The organism is Mesorhizobium sp. M0802, assembly GCF_040320115.1.
Taxonomy (GTDB): domain Bacteria; phylum Pseudomonadota; class Alphaproteobacteria; order Rhizobiales; family Rhizobiaceae; genus Mesorhizobium.
The window spans coordinates 150843-169070 of record NZ_JAMYOY010000007.1 but is presented as its reverse complement, the minus strand read 5'-3'; the positions used below and the strand labels follow the sequence as shown (position 1 = coordinate 169070).

Below are 18228 nucleotides of genomic sequence, written 5' to 3'. Positions count from 1 at the left end.
CGTCAACCGCGTTGCGCGTGCGCCTCCAGGAACCGCTCCGAAATGGTGAATCCCAGACCCGGCTTTTCAGGGATCGCTATCATACCGTCCCTTGCTTCGACAGTCTCTTCGATAAGATCGTGGATCATGGGGTTGGCGCCGAGCGAATATTCGACGGTAAAACTGGCAGGCGAGGCCGCACAAACATGCAGGCCGGCGAAAAAGCATGGCGCGCCGGCCCACAGATGCGGGGCAAAGCGCAGATTGAAGGCACTGGCGATGGTGCCGATCTTCATCGCCTCGCTGATACCGCCGCAAAAGGCCGGATCCGGCTGGAAGATGTCGGCGGATTTCAGCACCGCGAGATCGCGGAAGGCGTAGCGCGTCGCTTCGCTTTCGCCGGTGGCGATCGGGATCGAGCCCGAGGCGCGCACCTCGGCCATACCAGCCTTGTCGTCGGCGATAACAGGCTCCTCGAACCAGGCGAGGTCGAGATCGCTGGCCAGGCTGATGAAGCGCTTGGCCTCGGCCACCGTATAGGTGCCGTGCGCGTCGACCATCAACTCGACGTCAGGACCGAGCGCCTGCCGTGCGGCGCGGACGCGGGCGGCGGAAATGTGCGGGGCGCCGTCCATGGCGCCGACGCGCATCTTCAGCGCCCTGAAGCCGCCTTTGGCGATGTAGGATTTGAGCTGCTCGCCGATAGCCTCGGCGGCAGCCCAGCCGCCGGAGGCGTAGGCCGGCATGCGGTCGAGCTTGCGGCCGCCGATGAGCCGCCACACCGGCTGTCCCAACGACTTGCCCAGAATATCCCAGAGCGCGATATCGACGGCGCTGATTGCCGCAATGCTCATGCCGCGCCGCGCCAGTTGCGGCATGGCATGGCCGGCGCGCGCGGCACTGTCATGGCGCACGCCGTTGTAGAGCATCTCCCAGATCATGCCGATGTCGGCGGGGTCGCGGCCGATCAGCTGCGGCCCGACCTCGTGATTCAGCATGTAGACCAGCGCACCATAGCTGCCGGCGCTGCCGGCGGCGTTCTTGCCCTCGCCCCAGCCGATCAGCCCGTCGTCAGTCTCAATGCGCAGGATGGCGGCGTCGAACGTCGTCACCTGGCCAAAGTCGCTGCGATGCTGCTTCGCGGCCTCAATCGGCACGCGGACCCACCACGCCTGGACCGTTTTGATGCGCATCCCGATCGGCTACTTGATGAGCGGCAGCAGCGTTTCGGCCGTGATGCGCATCTGGTCGGTGTAGAATTTCTCCGTCAGCACGCTGGAGCCGTGATCCTGGATGAACTTCAGCTGTTCGGGAGAAATGTCGACCGGATTCCGGTCGACCATGTCGGCATAGGGCGCGGCGGGTGTGCGGTCGACGGGCGCGACGAATTCGTTGGTCAGCGCGCCGTCATAGCCGACTTCCTTCAGCGTCTGCACGATCCGTGGCCAATCGATCTGGCCAAGGCCGGCGGCAAAGCGGTTGTTGTCGGCGACGTGGAAGTCGAACAGCCGTTTGCCGACCTGACGGATCGCGTCATGGACGTTAAATTCTTCCATATGGATGTGATAGGCGTCGAGGCAGACGCCGCATTCGGGGCTCACCGCATCGGCCAGGGCCAACGCCTGCGCGCCGCGGTTGAACAGATAGGTCTCGAAGCGGTTGAGCGGCTCGACCGCGATCTTGACGCCGACCTTCTTGGCATGGGTGAAGCATTCGCGGGTGGCGTCGACCACCCACTTCCATTCCTCTTCCTCGGTGCCGTCCGGTACCACTTTGCCGACGGTCGCGGGCACCAGCGTTATGATCTCGCCATCAAGTTCGCTGACCATGGTCAGCACGTCCTTGACGTACTGCACCGAGCGTTCGCGCTGGCCCTGGTCCCTGGCGGCAAGGTTGCGTTCGCCCAGCATCAGCGTCACCGACCCCCAGCAGCGGATGCCGTATTCTTTCAGCAGCGCGCGGGTCTCCTTGGTCTTGTATTGCTCGGGCTCGCCGGAAATCTCGATCGACTCGTAGCCGAATTTCTTGATGCGCTTCAGCGTCACCTCCAACGGTTCCGCGCGCATCCAGTTGTGCGTCGAAAGATGCATGGTCTATCCTTCCCAGAATTCGTCTGTGCCAGTTCGCCTGCGATGCGCCCCACAAGGCGCGTCGCGTGTTTCCTCCCCAAGGCGCTCCAGCGTTTTTGCGCAACTGGTTCGACCAATTGGGCCCTAATGGAGGTCTACAGCAATTTTTGTCGCGCGGCAAGAACCGCCGCGATGCGATATCGGCATCTGTGTACCGTATTGATTATGCTGGTATATATCGCCAAAAATGGAATGCCCCGGCAGCTTTGCGCGTGAGTCAAATGGCTTGACCCATTTCCGGTATTTGGTAATACCAGAATGCCGATACGAGAATGCACATCACAAGAGACCAAAGAGGCTGGCCCTGCTTTCATCAGGCGCTATGCTTGGTCCTTGGAAAAATGAATTGGGAGGATGCCGATGCCGTCGACAATGAAGGGTCCGGGGCTGTTTCTGGCGCAGTTCGCGGGGGATACCGCGCCGTTCAATTCGCTGGCCTCGATCACCAAATGGGCGGCCGGTCTCGGTTACAAGGGCGTGCAGATCCCGACCTGGGATGCACGCCTGTTCGACCTCAAGAAGGCGGCGTCTTCCAAGACCTATTGCGACGAGGTGAAAGGCGTCTGCACTGATGCCGGCGTCGAGATCACCGAGCTGTCGACGCATCTTCAAGGGCAGCTGGTGGCGGTGCACCCGGCCTATGATGCCCAGTTCGACGGCTTTGCACCGCCTGCGGTGCACAACAACCCCAAGGCCAGGCAGAAATGGGCGGTCGAACAGATGGAGTTCGGCGCCAAGGCCTCGAAGAATCTTGGCCTGAAAACCTCGGTGACGTTTTCCGGCGCTCTGGCCTTCCCGTATCTCTATCCCTGGCCACAGCGGCCGGCCGGGCTGATCGAGGAGGCCTTTGCCGAACTCGGCAAGCGCTGGAAGCCGATCCTCGACGTCTATGACGAGAACGGCGTCGGCGTCGGCTATGAGATCCATCCCGGCGAGGACATCTTCGACGGCGCCACCTTCGAAATGTTCCTCGATGCGGTTGGCGGCCACAAGCGCTGCAACATCAACTACGACCCGTCGCATTTCCTTTTGCAGCAGCTCGACTATCTTGAATTCATCGACATCTATCACGAGCGGATCAAGGCCTTCCATGCCAAGGATGCCGAGTTCAATCCGACGGGGCGGCAAGGCGTCTATTCCGGCTATCAGAGCTGGACCAATCGCGCGGGGCGATTCCGCTCGCTTGGCGACGGGCAGGTCGATTTCGGCGGCATCTTCTCCAAGCTTACCCAGTATGGCTACGATTCCTGGGCGGTGCTCGAGTGGGAGTGTTGCCTCAAGCATCCGGAGGACGGCGCGGCCGAAGGCGCGCCCTTCATCCAGCACCACATTATCCGGGTGACGGAAAAGGCCTTTGATGATTTCGCCGGCGGCACCACCGACAAGAAGATGCTGCGCGCCATGATGGGTATTTGAGACAAGCAGGAGAAAGACATGGTCGGCGCATCGAAGTCGGAAGCGGGAGGCGGCCCGATCCGCTATGGCATGGTCGGCGGCGGCCAAGGCGCCTTCATCGGCGCGGTGCACCGGATCGCGGCGCGCATGGACAATGACTTCGTGCTGGTGGCCGGCGCCCTGTCGGCCAATCCCGAGCGCGCCAAGGCTTCCGCCGCCGAACTCGGTCTCGACCCGGCGCGCAGCTACGCCTCCTATGCCGAGATGGCCAAGGCCGAGGCCAAGCGCCCGGACGGCATCGAGGCGGTGGCGATCGTCACCCCCAACAATGTGCACGTGCCGGCGGCCAAGGTCTTCCTCGAGGCGGGCATCCACGTCATCTGCGACAAGCCGCTGGCGACGACTTTGGCCGAGGCCAAGAAGCTCGCGGCCGTGGTTGAAAAGACCGGCAAGGTGTTCGTGCTGACGCACAATTACACTGCCTATCCGATGATCCGGCAGGCGCGCGAGATGGTGGCCAAGGGGCAGCTTGGCGACATCCGCATCGTTCAGTCCGAGTACCCGCAGGACTGGCTGACCGAGGATCTTGCCGCCACCGGCCAGAAGCAGGCGGCGTGGCGCTCCGACCCCAAGCAGGCGGGCGCGGGCGGCGCGCTCGGCGACATCGGCACGCATGCCTACAATCTGGCGCGCTTCGTCTCGGGTCTGGAGCTCGATTCCCTGTCGGCCGATCTCGACGCTTTCGTGCCGGGGCGACTGCTCGACGACAATGTCAATGTCATGCTGCGCTTCAAGCCGGTCGGCAAGGTGCATCCGGCCAAGGGCATGATCTGGGCAAGCCAGGTGGCGCCCGGCCACGAGAACGGGCTGAAGCTGCGCATCTATGGCTCGAAAGGCGGGCTGGAATGGGTTCAGGCCGATCCGAACTATCTCTGGTACACGCCGTTCGGCCAGCCCAAGCAGCTGCTCACCCGCAACGGCGCCGGCGCGCTGCCAGTTGCGGGACGCGTCAGCCGCGTTCCGTCTGGCCATCCGGAAGGCTATCTCGAAGGCTTCGCCAACATCTACCAGGAGGCGGCGCGGGCGATCCGCGCGGCACGCAAGAAGGGCGGCAGACCGGGCAAGGACGTGGTGTTCCCGACCATCCAGGACGGCGTCGAAGGTATGGCGTTCATCGAGGCCTGCGTGAAGTCATCGAAGAAGAACGGGGCGTGGACGAAACTTTAGGGAACGCCGGCGCCAAGTCTCTTCTCCCTTCGGGGAGAAGGTGGCCGCGAAGCGGCCGAATGAGGGCGCATGGTGCGAGGTGCGAAAGAAACCAGCGCGCGCCGTCAAATGGGGAGGGGCTGTCGATGAAAATCGGCATGTGCATGTTTTTGTGGACGACTTCCGTGTCTAAGAAACACGAGCCGTTGCTGCGCGACATCAAGGCGACCGGCTTCGACGGCGTCGAGATACCGATCTTCTCAGGCACGCCAGAGGACTACAAGAAGCTTGGCGATTTGCTCGACCGCATCGGGTTGGAGCGCACGGCTGTTACGGCGATGGGCGACCCGGCGATGAATCTGATTTCGCCGGATGCCGCGACCCGCAAGGCCGGCATCGGCTACATGAAATGGGCGATCGATTGCGCCCAGGCGCTCGGCGCGAGTACGCTGAGCGGGCCGCTGCATTCGACGCTCGGCGCCTTCTCCGGCAGCGGGCCGACCGCTGCCGAGAAGAAGCGCTCGATCGCCTCGCAGCGCGCCATTGGCGATCATGCCGGCAAGCGGAACGTTACCATCGGGTTGGAGGCGCTCAACCGTTTCGAGTGCTATCTGCTGAACACGATGGCCGATCTGTCCGAGCACGTCGATGCCATCGACCGGCCGCACATCAAGGCGATGTACGACACCTTCCACGCCAATATCGAGGAAGCCGACCCGATCGGCGCCTATACGAAGCACCGCAGGAATGTCGTGCACATCCACATTTCGGAGAACGATCGCGGCGTGCCGGGACGCGGGAACATTCCGTGGAAAGAGACTTTCGCGGCCATCCGCAAGAGCGGCTATGACGACTGGCTGACGATCGAGGCGTTTGGCAGGTCGCTGAAGGATCTGGCGGCGGCGACCAAGGTGTGGCGGGATTTTTCCGAGACGCCGGAGGCAGTTTATCGCGAGGGATACAGGCATATCAGGGATGGGTGGAAGCGGGCGGCTTAGCCGCTCACTTCCCTCATCCACGGGCGCAGCGGACGCGGAGACTCGAGGACCCATGCCGCGACTGTCGCGCGCCGCAGCGGTGCAGGTAGGAGATGCGAATGGACGCCTCTTTTTGCACCGCTGGATTCTAGCGCAGACGTCACCGAATGAATCCTCGAGTCTGCGCCGCGTCGCTTCGCTCCTTGCTCCGCCCATGGATGAGGAAGCGACTGTCCTTTTCGCAAATCGCCGCGGTATGCGATCTGCCTTAACTCGGCACTTTCGCTCCACCAGATTTTTTCGGATGTCTTACCCCACCTCGATCACAGCCTTGATCAACCCCGATTTCTCATGCGCCCAGCGGGCGAGATCGTCCGGCGTGCCGGCCAGCGTGGTGCGGTGGGTGACGAGTTTTGCCAGAGGCACGGCGCCGTTGCGTATCGAGGCGGCGACGTGGTCGAAATCGACTTTCAGCGCGTTGCGGCTGCCGATCAATGTCATTTCGCGCTTGTGGAATTCCGGATCGGAAAAGACGATGTCATCCTTGACGACGCTGACCAGCACGAGCGTGCCGCCATGCGCGACATGGGCGAAGGCCGACTGCACCGAGGCGGTGTTGCCGGTGGCGTCGAAGACGACGTCGAACCCTTCGCCGCCGGTTGCCTCGCGCACCAGTTCGGCTGCCGCTTTTTGTGAACCGTCGAGCGTGGCCAAGCCGAGTTCGCCTTTTGCAAAATCCAGCCGCTCCGTGCTCATGTCGAGCAGGCTGACATCGAGCCCGGCGATGCGGGCAAACAGCGCTGCGCCAAGGCCGATCGGCCCGGCGCCGATGACCAACGTGCGGGCGCCTGGTTCGGCGCGGGCACGCCGCACGGCATGCGCGCCGATGGCGAGGAATTCCACGGCCGCCGCATCGGCCAGCGATAAGCCGTTTGCCGGATAAAGATTCCGTGCCGGCACCAGGATCTGCTCGGCCATGGCGCCGTCGCGATGTACGCCAAGCACTTCGATCCTGACGCAGCAATTCGGCTTGCCGTGCAGGCAGGCGATGCATTTTCCGCAAGCGAGATAGGGATTGATGATGACGGGCTCGCCCACGGCAAGGTCGACATCTTCGCCGATCTCGACGACGGTGCCCGACACTTCATGGCCCATGATGCGGGGATAGGCAAGGAACGGGTGCTTGCCTTCGAAGATGTGGTAGTCGGTGCCGCAGATGCCGACATGGCTGACGGCGACCAGCGCCCAGCCGGCAGGCGGCGCTCCTGGCGCCGGCCGGTCTTCCAGGACAAGCTCGCCGGGCGAGCGGCAGACAACAGCTTTCATTCGGCAATTCCAGTGTTCAAAAAGGCGCCGGTCCGTTGTTGAGCGGACCGACACGGAAGGTCAGGGAGGATTACTTGCCGCGACGGCGCAGCCCGTCGAAATAGACGATGATGATGATCAACGCGCCGGTGATGATGCGCTGCCAGAACGAGTTGACGTTGAGCAGATTGGCACCGTTGTTGATGGTGGCCAGGATGAAGGCGCCGAGCAGCGGGCCATGCACCGAGCCGACGGCGCCGAATAGCGAAGTGCCGCCGATCACCGATGAGGCGATCGCCTGCAACTCCCAACCTTCGGCCTGGGTCGGGTTGCCGATGCCGATGCGCGCCGCCAGCAGCACGCCGACGAAGGCCGCGCATAGGCCCGACAGCGTGTAGGCCATGTAGATGGTGCGCTGGACATTGACGCCCGAGAGGCGCGAGGCCTCGGCATTGGATCCCACAGAGAAGAGATAGCGGCCCCAGCGGCTGTGGTGCAGGAAGATGTAGGCCGGGATACCGACCAGGATCACCATCCAGAACAGATTGGGGATGCCGACAAAGGAACTGCGCGAGAACGCGGTGAAGCTGTCGCTGTTGATGTTGATCGAGTTGCCGTTGGTCATCAACAGGCCGATGCCGCGCAACGAGGTCAGCGTCGCCAGCGTGATGATGAAGGGCGGCAGGCCCATCTTGACGATGCCGAAGCCATGGAACAGGCCGATGGCAACGCCGACCAGCAGCGTCACCAGAATGGCGACCCAGATCGGGAAGCCGGCATTGATCATCATGGCGACAATGACGGTGGCGAAGCCGACCACGGCGCCGACCGAGAGGTCGATGCCGCCGGTGATGATGACGAAGGTCTGGCCGACCGCCATGATGGCGATCATCGAGCCCTGCCGCAAAAGATTGGCGATGTTGTTGGAGGAGGCGAAGCTCGGCGTCGCCACCGACAGCACGATCCAGAGCAGAACCAGCAACGCCAGAAGCGTCAGCCCAAACAGGACGTTGTAGTTCCGTTTCGGTTTTTCGATCGCGATGGTTTCGATGCTCATGGTTCCTCCCGTTTCTTGTTTTGTCAGCCGATCGCCTGTGTCAGCACGTCTTCGTGGCTGGCGGCGCGAAAGCCATGGCTGGCGACCAGTTTGCCGCGCCGGAACACGTGCAGCGTATCGGCGAGTTCATAAACCTCGGGCAGATAGGACGAGATCAGGATGATGCCGGCGCCCTTGGACAACAGTTCCCCGAACAGGCGGTAAATCTCGGCCTTGGTGCCGACATCGACGCCGACGGTCGGCTCATCGAAGATGAACAGCTTGGCGCCGTGCGCCAGCCATTTGCCGATGACGATCTTCTGCTGGTTGCCGCCGGACAGGCTGGAGGCCAGTGCGCCGCGTGTCGGCGTCTTGATGCGGAGGCCGGCGATCTGGCGATCGGCTTCAGCCTTTTCCTTCGTGTTCGAAATCAGCAGGTTGTTGGAGATGCGCTTGTAGATCGGCAGGTTGAGGTTGAGGCCGACCGGCAGGTTCAGGCACAGGCCCTGGTCGCGGCGGCTTTCCGGCGCCAGCGCCATGCCGAGCTTGATCGCGTCGTGCTCGGAATTGATGTGGACCGGCTTGCCTTGCCAAAGGACCTGTCCGGCCGACTTCTTGTGGCGGCCATAGAGCGTGGTGACGAACTCGCTCCGCCCGGCGCCGATCAGGCCATAGAGCCCGACGATCTCGCCGGCGCGCACCGTCATCGAGACGTCTTCGAAACCCTTGCCCGACAGGTTTTTCGCTTCAACGATCACGGCACCGGGGGTGAAATGCTCCTTATGGTAGACTTGCTCGATCGAGCGGTTGATCATCATCTTGACCAGCTCGGCGTCATTGGTCTCGGCAATGTTGCGGGTGCCGACCAGCGTGCCGTCGCGCAGCACCGAGACGCGATCGGCGAGTTCGAACACCTCTTCCATGCGATGGCTGATGTAGATGATGGTGACGCCTTCGCCCTTGAGCCTGCGGATCAGCGTGAACAGCTGGTCGGCTTCCTTGCGGGTGAGATAGGCGGTCGGCTCGTCGAAGATCAGGAATTTGGTGCCGCGCACGGTGGCGCGGGCGGCGGCGATCAGCTGCTGCTGGCCGATGGTGAGGTCACCCAGCATGACATGCGCCGGCAGGTCGAAGCCGAGACCGTCGATGATCTTCTGCGCTTCCTTGACCATGGCGCGCTGCTGCAGGATGCCGAAGCGCGAATTCTCCTCGCCGAGGAACATGTTGGCGGCGACGGTGAGATGGCGACAGAGCACGACCTCCTGATGCACGGCGTTGATGCCCAGCGCCATTGCCTCGTGCGGGGTTGCCAGCGCTGCCGGCTTGCCCTCCCAGATGACATCGCCGGAGGTGCGCGGCATGACGCCGGTCAGAAGCTTGATCAAGGTGGATTTGCCGGCGCCGTTCTCGCCGACGATGGCGTGGATCTCACCTGCCTTGAAGGCAAGGTGAACGGGCTTCAGCGCATGCGTGCCGGGATAGCGCTTTTCCAGCCCGTGCAGTTCGAGGATCGTCCTGCCGGGCGCTAGCGTTGGGGCCGGGTGCAGTTCCTGCGCCATGGGCGTCATGACAATCCTCCCAGATTGGCCTTACGATTGGCACGTCGCGATGCAGTCAAGCCGCATTGTCGAGGTGATTCAAGCCGGTGGATATTCAAGCTTGTATCCGGTGTTTCCGGGGCGCGAGGCCCCGGAAAGGATTTTTGGTCGACGGGCTCAGAGCTTCGGGTTGAGCAGGGCGTCGATCTTGGGGTCTTTCATGTTTGCCTTGGTCACCAGGTTGGCGCCTGTGTCGACATTGGCCTCGACCTTCTCGCCCTTCGAGGCGGCGAGCGCGGTCTTGATGCCGTCATAGCCCATCCGGTACGGATCCTGGACGACGAGCGCGGAAATGACGCCGTCATTGAGGAACTTGATCAGCTTCTCGTCGCTGTCGAAGCCGACCAGCGCCAGCTTGCCGCCAAGGTTGTTCTCGGCGACTGCCTGACCGACGCCCTGCGCCATGATCAGGTTGGACGCGAAGATGCCCTTGAGGTTCGGGTTGGCGGTGATCAGGTCGGTGGCGATGTTGAGACCGGTCGTTGCCTGGCCGTCGGCATATTTGTCGGCCACGAGCTTCAGCCCCGGATATTTCGCGGCCAGCTGCTCGGTGAAGCCCTGCTTGCGCTGCTCCAGCGAACCGGCGCCCGGCGCGTTGGTGATCAGGGCGACGTCGCCCTCGATCTTGCCGCCATTGGCTTCGCCGATGGCTGCTGCAAGACCGTCAGCGGCTACGCGTCCGCCCTGCACATTGTCGGTGGTCAGGAACGAGGTGAACGCCTTGGAGTCGGCGCCGGAGTCGATGCCGATGACCTTGACCTTGCTGGCCGCTTCATCGATCGGCTTGCCGAGCGCCTTGAATTCGGTCGGCGCGATGACGATCGCGGCCGGGTTGCCGGCGACGGCATTCTCGAGGATCGAAACCTGGCCGTTGACGTCGGTTTCAGCCTGGGCGCCGAGTTCGGGTACGTTGACGCCGAGATCCTTGCCGGCCTTGCGGGCACCGGCCAGGACGATCTGCCAGTAGAAGGATGTGGTGTCCTTGACGATGATCGGAATGGTCACGTCCGCCGCCGAAGCGGGCGCCGTGTGCAGCGTGCCTGCAAGCATCGAGGCGGCAGCAAGTGCCACCAGTGAACGGCGGTTGAGAATGCTGGTCACGAATTTCATTAGGAATCCTCCCTAGATCGCCCGGTGAAGGTTGCGGAAGCTCCATTTGGATAGGCGCGGCCCAAACAGACCTTTATCAATAAAAAACAGTTGCCGCTTTTTGATAGTGCATCGGTCCGGCCGACGCAAGCGGTGTTTCATATCGGCCTGCGCATGGCTTGGCTGAGAAGCCTCCCTGCCGATCCTCAGTGCCACGTCCAGACGCTCCCGATCCTCCTTGATCATCATGGAATATTAATTCCACCGTCGAGTCAATATGGAATATTCATTCCTTCTTGAGAACCGTGATTGTGGCGTTTCGTCAGCCGAGCTCCTGCACGATGGTGTAGGGAGTGTAGCGGGCGAATTCCGCTTGCGGCACCTGGACGTCGAACAGGTCGAGGTTGCGCGTCAGGTTGGCAGGCTTGGCCGTTCCGGTCAGCACGCTGGCCACGACAGGCTCCTGCAGCGGAAACTGCAATGCAGCCGCCGCCAGCGGATATCCGCCCTCATCAGCGATTTTCTCCATCGCGCCGACACGCTCGAGTATGTCTTGCGTCGCCGGCAGATAGTCGAAATGCGCACCGTGCACCGGTCCGGTCGCCAGGATGCCGGAGTTGAAGACGCCGCCGATGATCAGCGAAGTCTGTCGCTCACGGCATAACGGCAGCAACTCGGCTTCAGCAGAGCGGTCGAGCAGCGAATAGCGGCTGGCCAGCAGGATGCAGTCGAGCGGTGCTTCGCGCAATACGTCGAGGCAGATCTGCACCTCGTTGACGCCGAGCCCATAGGCGGAAATCACACCGGACGTTTTAAGCTCTTCCAGCGCCTTCAACCCGCCGTCCACCAGCTGGCGAAAGTGCAGCTTCGTCTTCTCGACGCCATGTGTGTAGGTGCCGATGTCGTGCACAAACAGGATGTCTATCCGGTTCAGCCCGAGCCGCGCATAGGAGAACTCGACCGAGCGCATGATGCCGTCATACGAGTAGTCGTAGTCGAGCGCGAAGGGCAGCGGGTCGACATAGGAATGATCGGGAACCTGGTCTTCCGGCACCGGGCGGAACAGCCGTCCGACCTTGGTCGACAGCACATAGGAATCCCGCGGCTTGTAGCGCAGGAAATCGCCGGTCCGCCGTTCCGACAGGCCGAAGCCATAGAAGGGCGCGGTGTCGAAATAGCGCAGGCCGGCATCCCAGGCTGTCTGCAGCGTCTCCCTCGCCGCTTCGCGCGGACAGGCACGGTAGAGCCCGCCGATTGCCGCCCCGCCGAAGCTTATCTCGGTGACCTCGAGCGCAGTCGTGCCGATGCGGCGTTTGTCCATCCACAGCCTCCCCTTGTGAGCCGTCTTTGCAGCCCGCTTTTTTCGTCGGTGGTTACAGCGTCGCGCCGAGGTGCCACGGCACGAACTCGTTGTCGCCGTAGCCGAACGCCTCGCTCTTGGTCTTGCGGCCCGATGCCGTCTCGACGATGAGCTCGAAGAGCTCCCGGCCCATGCCGGCGATGGTCTTTTCACCCGAAGCGATGACGCCGCAATTGACGTCCATGTCCTCTTCCATCTGGTGGTACATGGTCGAGTTGGTGGCGACCTTGATCGACGGCGTGGGCCGGCAGCCGAAGCAGGAGCCGCGGCCGGTGGTGAAGACGATGATGTTGGCGCCGCCCGCCACCTGACCGGTCGCCGAGACCGGGTCGTAACCGGGCGTGTCCATGAACACCAGGCCACTGCCGGTGACCTTTTCGGCATAACCGAAGACGCCGTTGAGCGGAGTCTGGCCGCCTTTGGCCACGGCGCCCAGCGACTTTTCCAGGATGGTGGTCAGGCCACCGCGCTTGTTGCCGGGCGAGGGGTTGTTGTCGATCGAGGCGCCGTGCTTGGCGACATGGTCCTCCCACCATTTGACGAAACCGTCGAGCTTCTTGGCGATCTCCGGCGTTGCCGCGCGATAGGCGAGCAGATGTTCGGCGCCATAGATCTCCGTCGTCTCCGACAGGATACCGATGCCGCCGACGCCGGCCAGGATGTCGACCGCCGCTCCCAGCGCGGGATTGGCGGTGATGCCCGACATGCCGTCGGAACCGCCGCATTGCAGGCCGACGACGATCTCCGAGACCGGGATCGGCTCGCGCTGATACTGGCCGACTTCCTCGGCGATTTCGGCGAGCACGCCCATCGCCTTTGCGACCGATTTGCGCGAACCGCCGGCGTCCTGGATGTTGAAATGGCGTTTTCCCGCCGCCGCACCCTTCTGGCCGTAAAGGGTGAGCTGGTTGACCTCGCAGCCGAGGCCGACCATCAACGCGCCGCCGAAATTCGGATGGCGGGTGTAACCGGCGAGCGTGCGGTGCAGCACCATCATGCCGTCGCCGGTGCCGCTCATGCCGCAGCCCTGGCCATGGACGATCGGGACGAAGCCGTCGATCCCCGGATATTTCGGCAACAGCACGCGGTTGGCCTCGTCGGCAATGGCGTGGCAGACGGTGGCCGAGCAATTGACGCTGGCGATGATGCCGATGAAGTTGCGCGTGCCGGCACGGCCATCGGCGCGACGATAGCCCATGAATGTCCGGGCGCGGTCAGCTTCGGTGGCATGCTCCGCTTCGCTCGGCGGCACGACCGGCAGACGGCCGGACTCGAAGACCAGATTGTGCGAATGGACGTGGTCGCCGGGCGCGATGTCCTGGGTGGCGCGGCCGATGGCCTGGGCATACTTGACCACCGCCTCGCCGGCGGCGATAGGCTTGATCGCCACCTTGTGGCCGGGCTCGATCAAGGCCGTGGCGACGGCGCCGCCGGGCAGAGGGGTGCCGATCTCGATGCGGCCATTGGCGACCGCGACATTGTCGGCGGGGGACAGAAGAATGCTGTTCGAGGCGTTCACGGGCAGTTTCCTGGGTCTGTTCCTGGGGATGCGCGGATTGACACGCGTCTGTTTACATATAATGTCTTTTATCGTGAAAAAACATTTGTGCGTCAATTGTTTTTTCAGGAGGAGACCATGCGTCCGATGGACGCTTGGCTTGTGGGGAGCGGCGTCTGACACGCAGAGCGTTTTGCTTTGCCGGGTGAGCGCCAGGACATATGTGATATCGCGCTTCAAGCCAGCCACAGCAAGCGCCGGCGCGCAACGGGGCAGGGATGTCGAAGAGCAACAACGTCTACAAGGACGCTTACAACAGGGGTCTGCGGCTGCTCGATGAAACGCAGAGCCTGCCGTCGGAGCCGGAACTGGGCACTTTGCTCGGCGTCAGCCGGACCACCGTGCGCACCATTCTGGCGCGCATGGAAGAGACCGGGCTGATCGCGTGGAACAAACGCAGCAAGACAGTGCTCAGGGCGCCGAAGCCGGATGATTTCTTCCCCGAGGAGGAGACAGACACACTGGCCCAGATCATCGAGCGGTCGTTTATGCGCAGATTGCTGGCTGGCGGCGCCGAGGCCGGCATGCAGATCAACGAGCTCGAACTGGCGCGCGAGATCGGCGTCGGCACCACCAGCGTGCGCGAGTTCCTCATCCGCTTCTCCCGCTTCGGCCTGATCGAGAAGCGGCGCAACAGCCACTGGGTGCTGAAGGGGTTTACGCGAGCCTTCGCGCTCGAACTCACTGAAATCCGCGAGATGTTCGAGATACGCTCGGCGGCGGCCTTTGCCGCCTTGCCTGGGGATAGTCCGGTCTGGGCGGATCTCGACCGGCTGGAAGACGAGCACCGGCTTCTGGCCAGCGAAATCGCCATCCGCTTCAACGAATTCTCGGAGCTAGACGAGCGCTTCCACCGGCTGATCCACCGGGCGTCGCACAACCGCTTCATCGTCGATTTCTACGACGTCATCGCCATGATCTTTCACTACCACTACCAGTGGAACAAGGCGCAGGAGCGCGAGCGCAACGAAGTCGCGGTGAGCGAGCATCTCGCCTACATCGCGGCGCTGAAATCGCGCGATCTCGGCAAGGTCGACGCCGCCTGCCGCAAGCATCTGAAGTCGGCACGCCACACGCTGTTGACGTCGATCCCGGAAATCGGCGGCCGCCCGGCTTCCTGAGCGCGACGTCCGAAGGGACGTTATGCGCACAAGATCTCTGCCTCATGCCGTTATCCCAAACCGCTGCGCACTTTTGTGCGACATGGATCGAACGCGCCGCGTTGCCGCAGCGATGATTTGGCGATTTTCCGCCGACATGCCGCGTGCTAGATATCCACGCGTTGCTGCGTGAAGAGGCAGGTCTTTGGACTTCCGGCGTAAGAGATGGAGCATGACGGCCGCCTTTGTCGCGGCCTGTGTGCTGCTGCTCCAGTCGACGCTCGGCGTGCTTGCTTTCGGCATTGCGCCGGATGCCTCGCAACTCGACGCTTTCGGCAACGTCATCTGCAGCCATGATGGGGCGGTCCAGCTTCCCGGCGGCGATCCGCACCAGCAGCATATGCCCGCGTGCTGCATGCTCGGCTGCAGCATGGCCTCCGTCGCCTATGCGCCGCCAGCAGGCGTCGGCGTGGCGCCGGTGAGCCTGTCTTTTGAAACAGTCGCGTTTCTCCCGCCGGCAGTCAGGCATCCCGACGTCACGCGTGAGCGCTCTCCGGCCAATCCGCGCGCGCCGCCGCTTGCGGGCTGAAAAACCGCCGCTCGCTTCGCGTAACCTGCGCAGGCGATAATCATCCAATGATAAACACGTTCGCAGCCGGACAAAGGCGCGACCTCATATTCATGGAGCCTACCCATGTTCCTTTTTCTTCGTGCCGGCGCGTTGCGCCGCAGTGCCCCTTTCTCCATCACTATCGAGCAGCGTCTCGGCAGCGCCCTCTTCGCCTTTGCACTGTTGTTCGCCGGCCCCCATTCCGTCCTTGCGCATGAGTTCAAGGCCGGTGACATCGAGATCGAGCATCCCTGGTCGCGCGCCACGCCGGCCGGCGCCAAGGTTGCCGGCGGCTATTTCACCATCGTCAACAAGGGCAGCGCAGCGGACCGGCTGCTGTCGATTTCCTCCGACATTTCGGGCAAGGCCGAACTTCATGAAATGGGGGTGAAGGATGGCGTCATGACCATGCGCCCGGTCAGTGGCGGCCTGGACATTCCGGCGGGCGGCAAGATCACGCTGGGTCCCGGCGCCTACCACGTGATGTTCATGGATTTGAAGCAGCCCCCTAAAGAAGGCCAGATGTTTGCCGCTAAGCTGACTTTCGAGAGGGCCGGAACCGTGACCGTCGAGTTTGCCGTGCAAGCCATAGGCAGCGCGCCACCCCTGGAAGACAACGACTGACCAATTATTGCCAATCAATTTTTTCGAGAGGGACCCATCATGAACAAGCATCATTTGCCGGCCGCTGCATTCCTCGTCCTGGGGACAAGTGCCGCCTTCGCCCATATCACGCTCGAAACACAGGAGGTTGCGGTCGGTTCGACCTACAAGGCCGTGCTGCGCGTGCCGCATGGCTGCGACGGCAAGGCGACGATTGCCGTGCGCGTGCAGATCCCGGAAGGGGTGATCGGGGTGAAGCCGATGCCCAAGCCCGGCTGGACGCTGCAGGTCAAGAAAGGCAAGTACGAGAAATCCTACCAGCTCTATGGCGAGGCGGTGACCTCGGGCGTCAAGGAAGTCGACTGGAGCGGCGGCAGCCTGCCGGATGAATTTTATGACGAGTTCGTCTTCCGCGGCACGTTGGCCGCCGATCTGCCGGCCGGGCAAAAACTCTATTTTCCGGTGGTGCAGGAATGCGATGGGGCCACCACGCGTTGGATAGAGATTCCGGCGGCTGGTCAGGATGAGGATGCGCTGGAAGATCCGGCGCCCGGCCTCAACCTGCTGCCGAAGAAATGATGCATTGGCGGCGCGCTGCTTCGAAGCGGCGCGCCACTGTTTTGGTGGATGGCATGAACGTGGCCTGTTTTCAGCGGATAGAACGGACAGCCGGCAGGTGCTTCGGCCTGCTGGCCGCGATCCTGCTGCTTGCCGTCCTTGCCACGCCAAACCAGGCCTTTGCCCATGCGGCGCTGATCAAGGCCGAGCCTGCCGACGGCGCGGTTCTGGAGCGAGCGCCGACGCAATTTTCGCTGACCTTCAGCGAGCCTGTGTCGCCGCTGGTGCTGACCTTGGTGCGGCCCGACGGTACGCCTGTCGCTTTGACCTCGTTTCGGTTGAGCGACCAAACGGTTGAGATCGACAATCCACAAAAGCTCGGGCCGGGCACCCATGTCTTGAGCTGGCGGGTGATTTCCGCCGATGGCCATCCGGTCGGCGGCTCGGTGCTGTTTTCCGTTGGCGCGCCAAGTGCGGCGCCGGCGGTGGGGGAAGCTGTCGATATAGATTTGCGGTCAGCGATCTGGACCGGCAAGGTTCTTCTCTACATCGGGCTTTTCCTCGGCATTGGCGGCGCCTTCGCGCTGACATGGCTGGCGCAAGGCCAGCGCTCAGGCCAGCGCTTCGTCATTGCCGCCATCCTGTGCGGGCTGGTCGCAGCACCCCTGTCGCTCGGGTTCCAGGGGCTGGACGCGCTGGGCGCGCCACTCGCCCGGCTGGCGCAACCGGTGGTCTGGCGGACGGCGCTTGGCACCAGCTTCGGCTGGACGGTGCTGATTTCGCTGGCGGCGCTCGGGCTTGGCCTGCTGTCGTTGGTCGGATCGCGTGCTGGCGCCAGGCCGTTGGCGCTCGCCGGGCTGGCCGGTGTGGGTGCAGCCCTTGCCGCCAGCGGCCATGCCAGTGCAGCCGAACCGCAATGGCTGACGCGGCCTATGGTGTTCCTGCATGGCGCCGGCATCGCTTTCTGGGCTGGAGCATTGCTGCCGCTCGGCCTGGCGTTGAGCAGCCAATCGGTGGAAACCGGGGCGTTCCTGCGGCGGTTTTCGCGCGCGATCATGCCCGTGGTGGTAGTGCTTGCCGCCGCCGGTGTGGTGCTCGCCATCATCCAGGTGCAGACACCGGCGGCACTGGTCAACACCGCCTATGGCCGGCTGCTGCTGATCAAGCTGGCGCTGCTGGTGTTTCTGTTCACGCTGGCGGCGGTCAATCGATGGCGGCTCACCGCCTTGGCCGAGGCCGGAGCGACGGAAGTGCGGCGACGGCTTAGCCGCTCGATCTCAGTCGAAATGCTGATCGTGCTCCTGATCTTCGGCGTTGCCGCCGGCTGGCGCTTCACGCCGCCGCCACGGGCCCTGGCAATCGCCGCGGCACAACCGACGTCGACCCATATCCACACTATGAAGGCGATGGCCGACATCGACATCACGCCCGGCCATACCGGGGAGGTCACCGCCTCCATCGTCATCATGGATGGCGATTTCGGCCCGCTCGACGCCAAGGAAGTGACGCTGGTGCTGTCCAAGCCCGATTCGGGGATCGAGCCGATCAAGCGTCCGGCGACCAAGCCAGGCGACGGCACCTGGCGGGTCGATAATCTCGTCATTCCGATTCCAGGCCGCTGGACGGCGCGGCTCGATATTCTGGTTTCGGATTTCGAAGTGATAAAGATCGAAGCGCCGATCGATATCCGCGCCGAGTGATATTCAGCCCGCCCGCGAAGGACGC

The 18228-nt window shown here is 63.1% G+C and carries 17 protein-coding genes; 8 read left to right on the top strand and 9 right to left on the bottom strand.

Features of this window, described 5'->3' with window-relative positions; all coding sequences use genetic code 11:
- Positions 1-2: 2 nt before the first annotated feature.
- Positions 3-1172 carry a mandelate racemase/muconate lactonizing enzyme family protein gene (locus NKI10_RS12995; protein ID WP_023700157.1) on the bottom strand — a complete coding sequence of 390 codons (1170 nt, stop codon included), beginning with the start codon at positions 1170-1172 and terminating at the stop codon, positions 3-5.
- Between the two features lie 9 nt (positions 1173-1181).
- Positions 1182-2069 (bottom strand): sugar phosphate isomerase/epimerase family protein, encoded by an 888-nt coding sequence (locus NKI10_RS12990; protein ID WP_352860263.1) that lies wholly within the window; start codon positions 2067-2069, stop codon positions 1182-1184.
- Positions 2070-2468: 399 nt separating this feature from the next.
- On the opposite strand from NKI10_RS12990, the gene NKI10_RS12985 reads away from it, so the two are divergent.
- The 3 genes from NKI10_RS12985 (at position 2469) to NKI10_RS12975 (ending at position 5707) form a co-directional block, all read left to right on the top strand.
- Positions 2469-3524, top strand: a complete 1056-nt coding sequence (locus tag NKI10_RS12985) for a sugar phosphate isomerase/epimerase family protein (protein WP_352860261.1) — start codon at positions 2469-2471, stop codon at positions 3522-3524.
- Between the two features lie 18 nt (positions 3525-3542).
- Positions 3543-4730, top strand: coding sequence for a Gfo/Idh/MocA family protein (locus NKI10_RS12980; RefSeq protein WP_352759186.1), 1188 nt, complete (start codon positions 3543-3545; stop codon positions 4728-4730).
- Between the two features lie 125 nt (positions 4731-4855).
- The gene (locus NKI10_RS12975; protein ID WP_023737513.1) at positions 4856-5707 is read left to right on the top strand and encodes a sugar phosphate isomerase/epimerase family protein; all 852 of its coding nucleotides are present in this window, start codon (positions 4856-4858) and stop codon (positions 5705-5707) included.
- 288 nt (positions 5708-5995) lie between these two features.
- Here the strand turns inward: NKI10_RS12975 and NKI10_RS12970 are convergent, their stop codons facing one another.
- The 7 genes from NKI10_RS12970 to NKI10_RS12940 form a co-directional block, all read right to left on the bottom strand.
- Positions 5996-7012 carry a zinc-binding alcohol dehydrogenase family protein gene (locus tag NKI10_RS12970; protein ID WP_352860259.1) on the bottom strand — a complete coding sequence of 339 codons (1017 nt, stop codon included), beginning with the start codon at positions 7010-7012 and terminating at the stop codon, positions 5996-5998.
- A gap of 70 nt (positions 7013-7082) precedes the next feature.
- Entirely contained in the window at positions 7083-8048 is a 966-nt protein-coding gene (locus NKI10_RS12965; RefSeq protein WP_023692012.1) for an ABC transporter permease, read from the bottom strand.
- Positions 8049-8071: 23 nt separating this feature from the next.
- Complete coding sequence (locus NKI10_RS12960; RefSeq protein WP_023700145.1) at positions 8072-9595, bottom strand: sugar ABC transporter ATP-binding protein; 1524 nt, start codon at positions 9593-9595, stop codon at positions 8072-8074.
- 147 nt (positions 9596-9742) lie between these two features.
- Positions 9743-10735 carry an ABC transporter substrate-binding protein gene (locus tag NKI10_RS12955; RefSeq protein WP_023728566.1) on the bottom strand — a complete coding sequence of 331 codons (993 nt, stop codon included), beginning with the start codon at positions 10733-10735 and terminating at the stop codon, positions 9743-9745.
- A gap of 12 nt (positions 10736-10747) precedes the next feature.
- Positions 10748-10963 carry a hypothetical protein gene (locus tag NKI10_RS12950; protein ID WP_023728565.1) on the bottom strand — a complete coding sequence of 72 codons (216 nt, stop codon included), beginning with the start codon at positions 10961-10963 and terminating at the stop codon, positions 10748-10750.
- A 73-nt stretch (positions 10964-11036) separates the two neighbouring features.
- Positions 11037-12035: an aldo/keto reductase gene (locus tag NKI10_RS12945; RefSeq protein ID WP_352860257.1), complete on the bottom strand. Its 999-nt coding sequence runs from the start codon at positions 12033-12035 to the stop codon at positions 11037-11039.
- Between the two features lie 52 nt (positions 12036-12087).
- The gene (locus tag NKI10_RS12940) at positions 12088-13593 is read right to left on the bottom strand and encodes a UxaA family hydrolase (RefSeq protein WP_023728563.1); all 1506 of its coding nucleotides are present in this window, start codon (positions 13591-13593) and stop codon (positions 12088-12090) included.
- A gap of 257 nt (positions 13594-13850) precedes the next feature.
- On the opposite strand from NKI10_RS12940, the gene NKI10_RS12935 reads away from it, so the two are divergent.
- The 5 genes from NKI10_RS12935 (at position 13851) to NKI10_RS12915 (ending at position 18203) form a co-directional block, all read left to right on the top strand.
- Complete coding sequence (locus tag NKI10_RS12935; protein ID WP_023815733.1) at positions 13851-14753, top strand: GntR family transcriptional regulator; 903 nt, start codon at positions 13851-13853, stop codon at positions 14751-14753.
- 211 nt (positions 14754-14964) lie between these two features.
- Complete coding sequence (locus NKI10_RS12930) at positions 14965-15321, top strand: DUF2946 family protein (RefSeq protein ID WP_023686614.1); 357 nt, start codon at positions 14965-14967, stop codon at positions 15319-15321.
- 105 nt (positions 15322-15426) lie between these two features.
- On the top strand, positions 15427-15966 hold the full coding sequence (locus NKI10_RS12925; RefSeq protein ID WP_023815734.1) for a copper chaperone PCu(A)C: 540 nt from the start codon (positions 15427-15429) through the stop codon (positions 15964-15966).
- Between the two features lie 39 nt (positions 15967-16005).
- Complete coding sequence (locus tag NKI10_RS12920) at positions 16006-16524, top strand: YcnI family copper-binding membrane protein (protein ID WP_023686612.1); 519 nt, start codon at positions 16006-16008, stop codon at positions 16522-16524.
- Between the two features lie 53 nt (positions 16525-16577).
- Positions 16578-18203 carry a copper resistance CopC/CopD family protein gene (locus NKI10_RS12915; RefSeq protein WP_023815735.1) on the top strand — a complete coding sequence of 542 codons (1626 nt, stop codon included), beginning with the start codon at positions 16578-16580 and terminating at the stop codon, positions 18201-18203.
- The last annotated feature ends 25 nt before the right edge of the window (positions 18204-18228 follow it).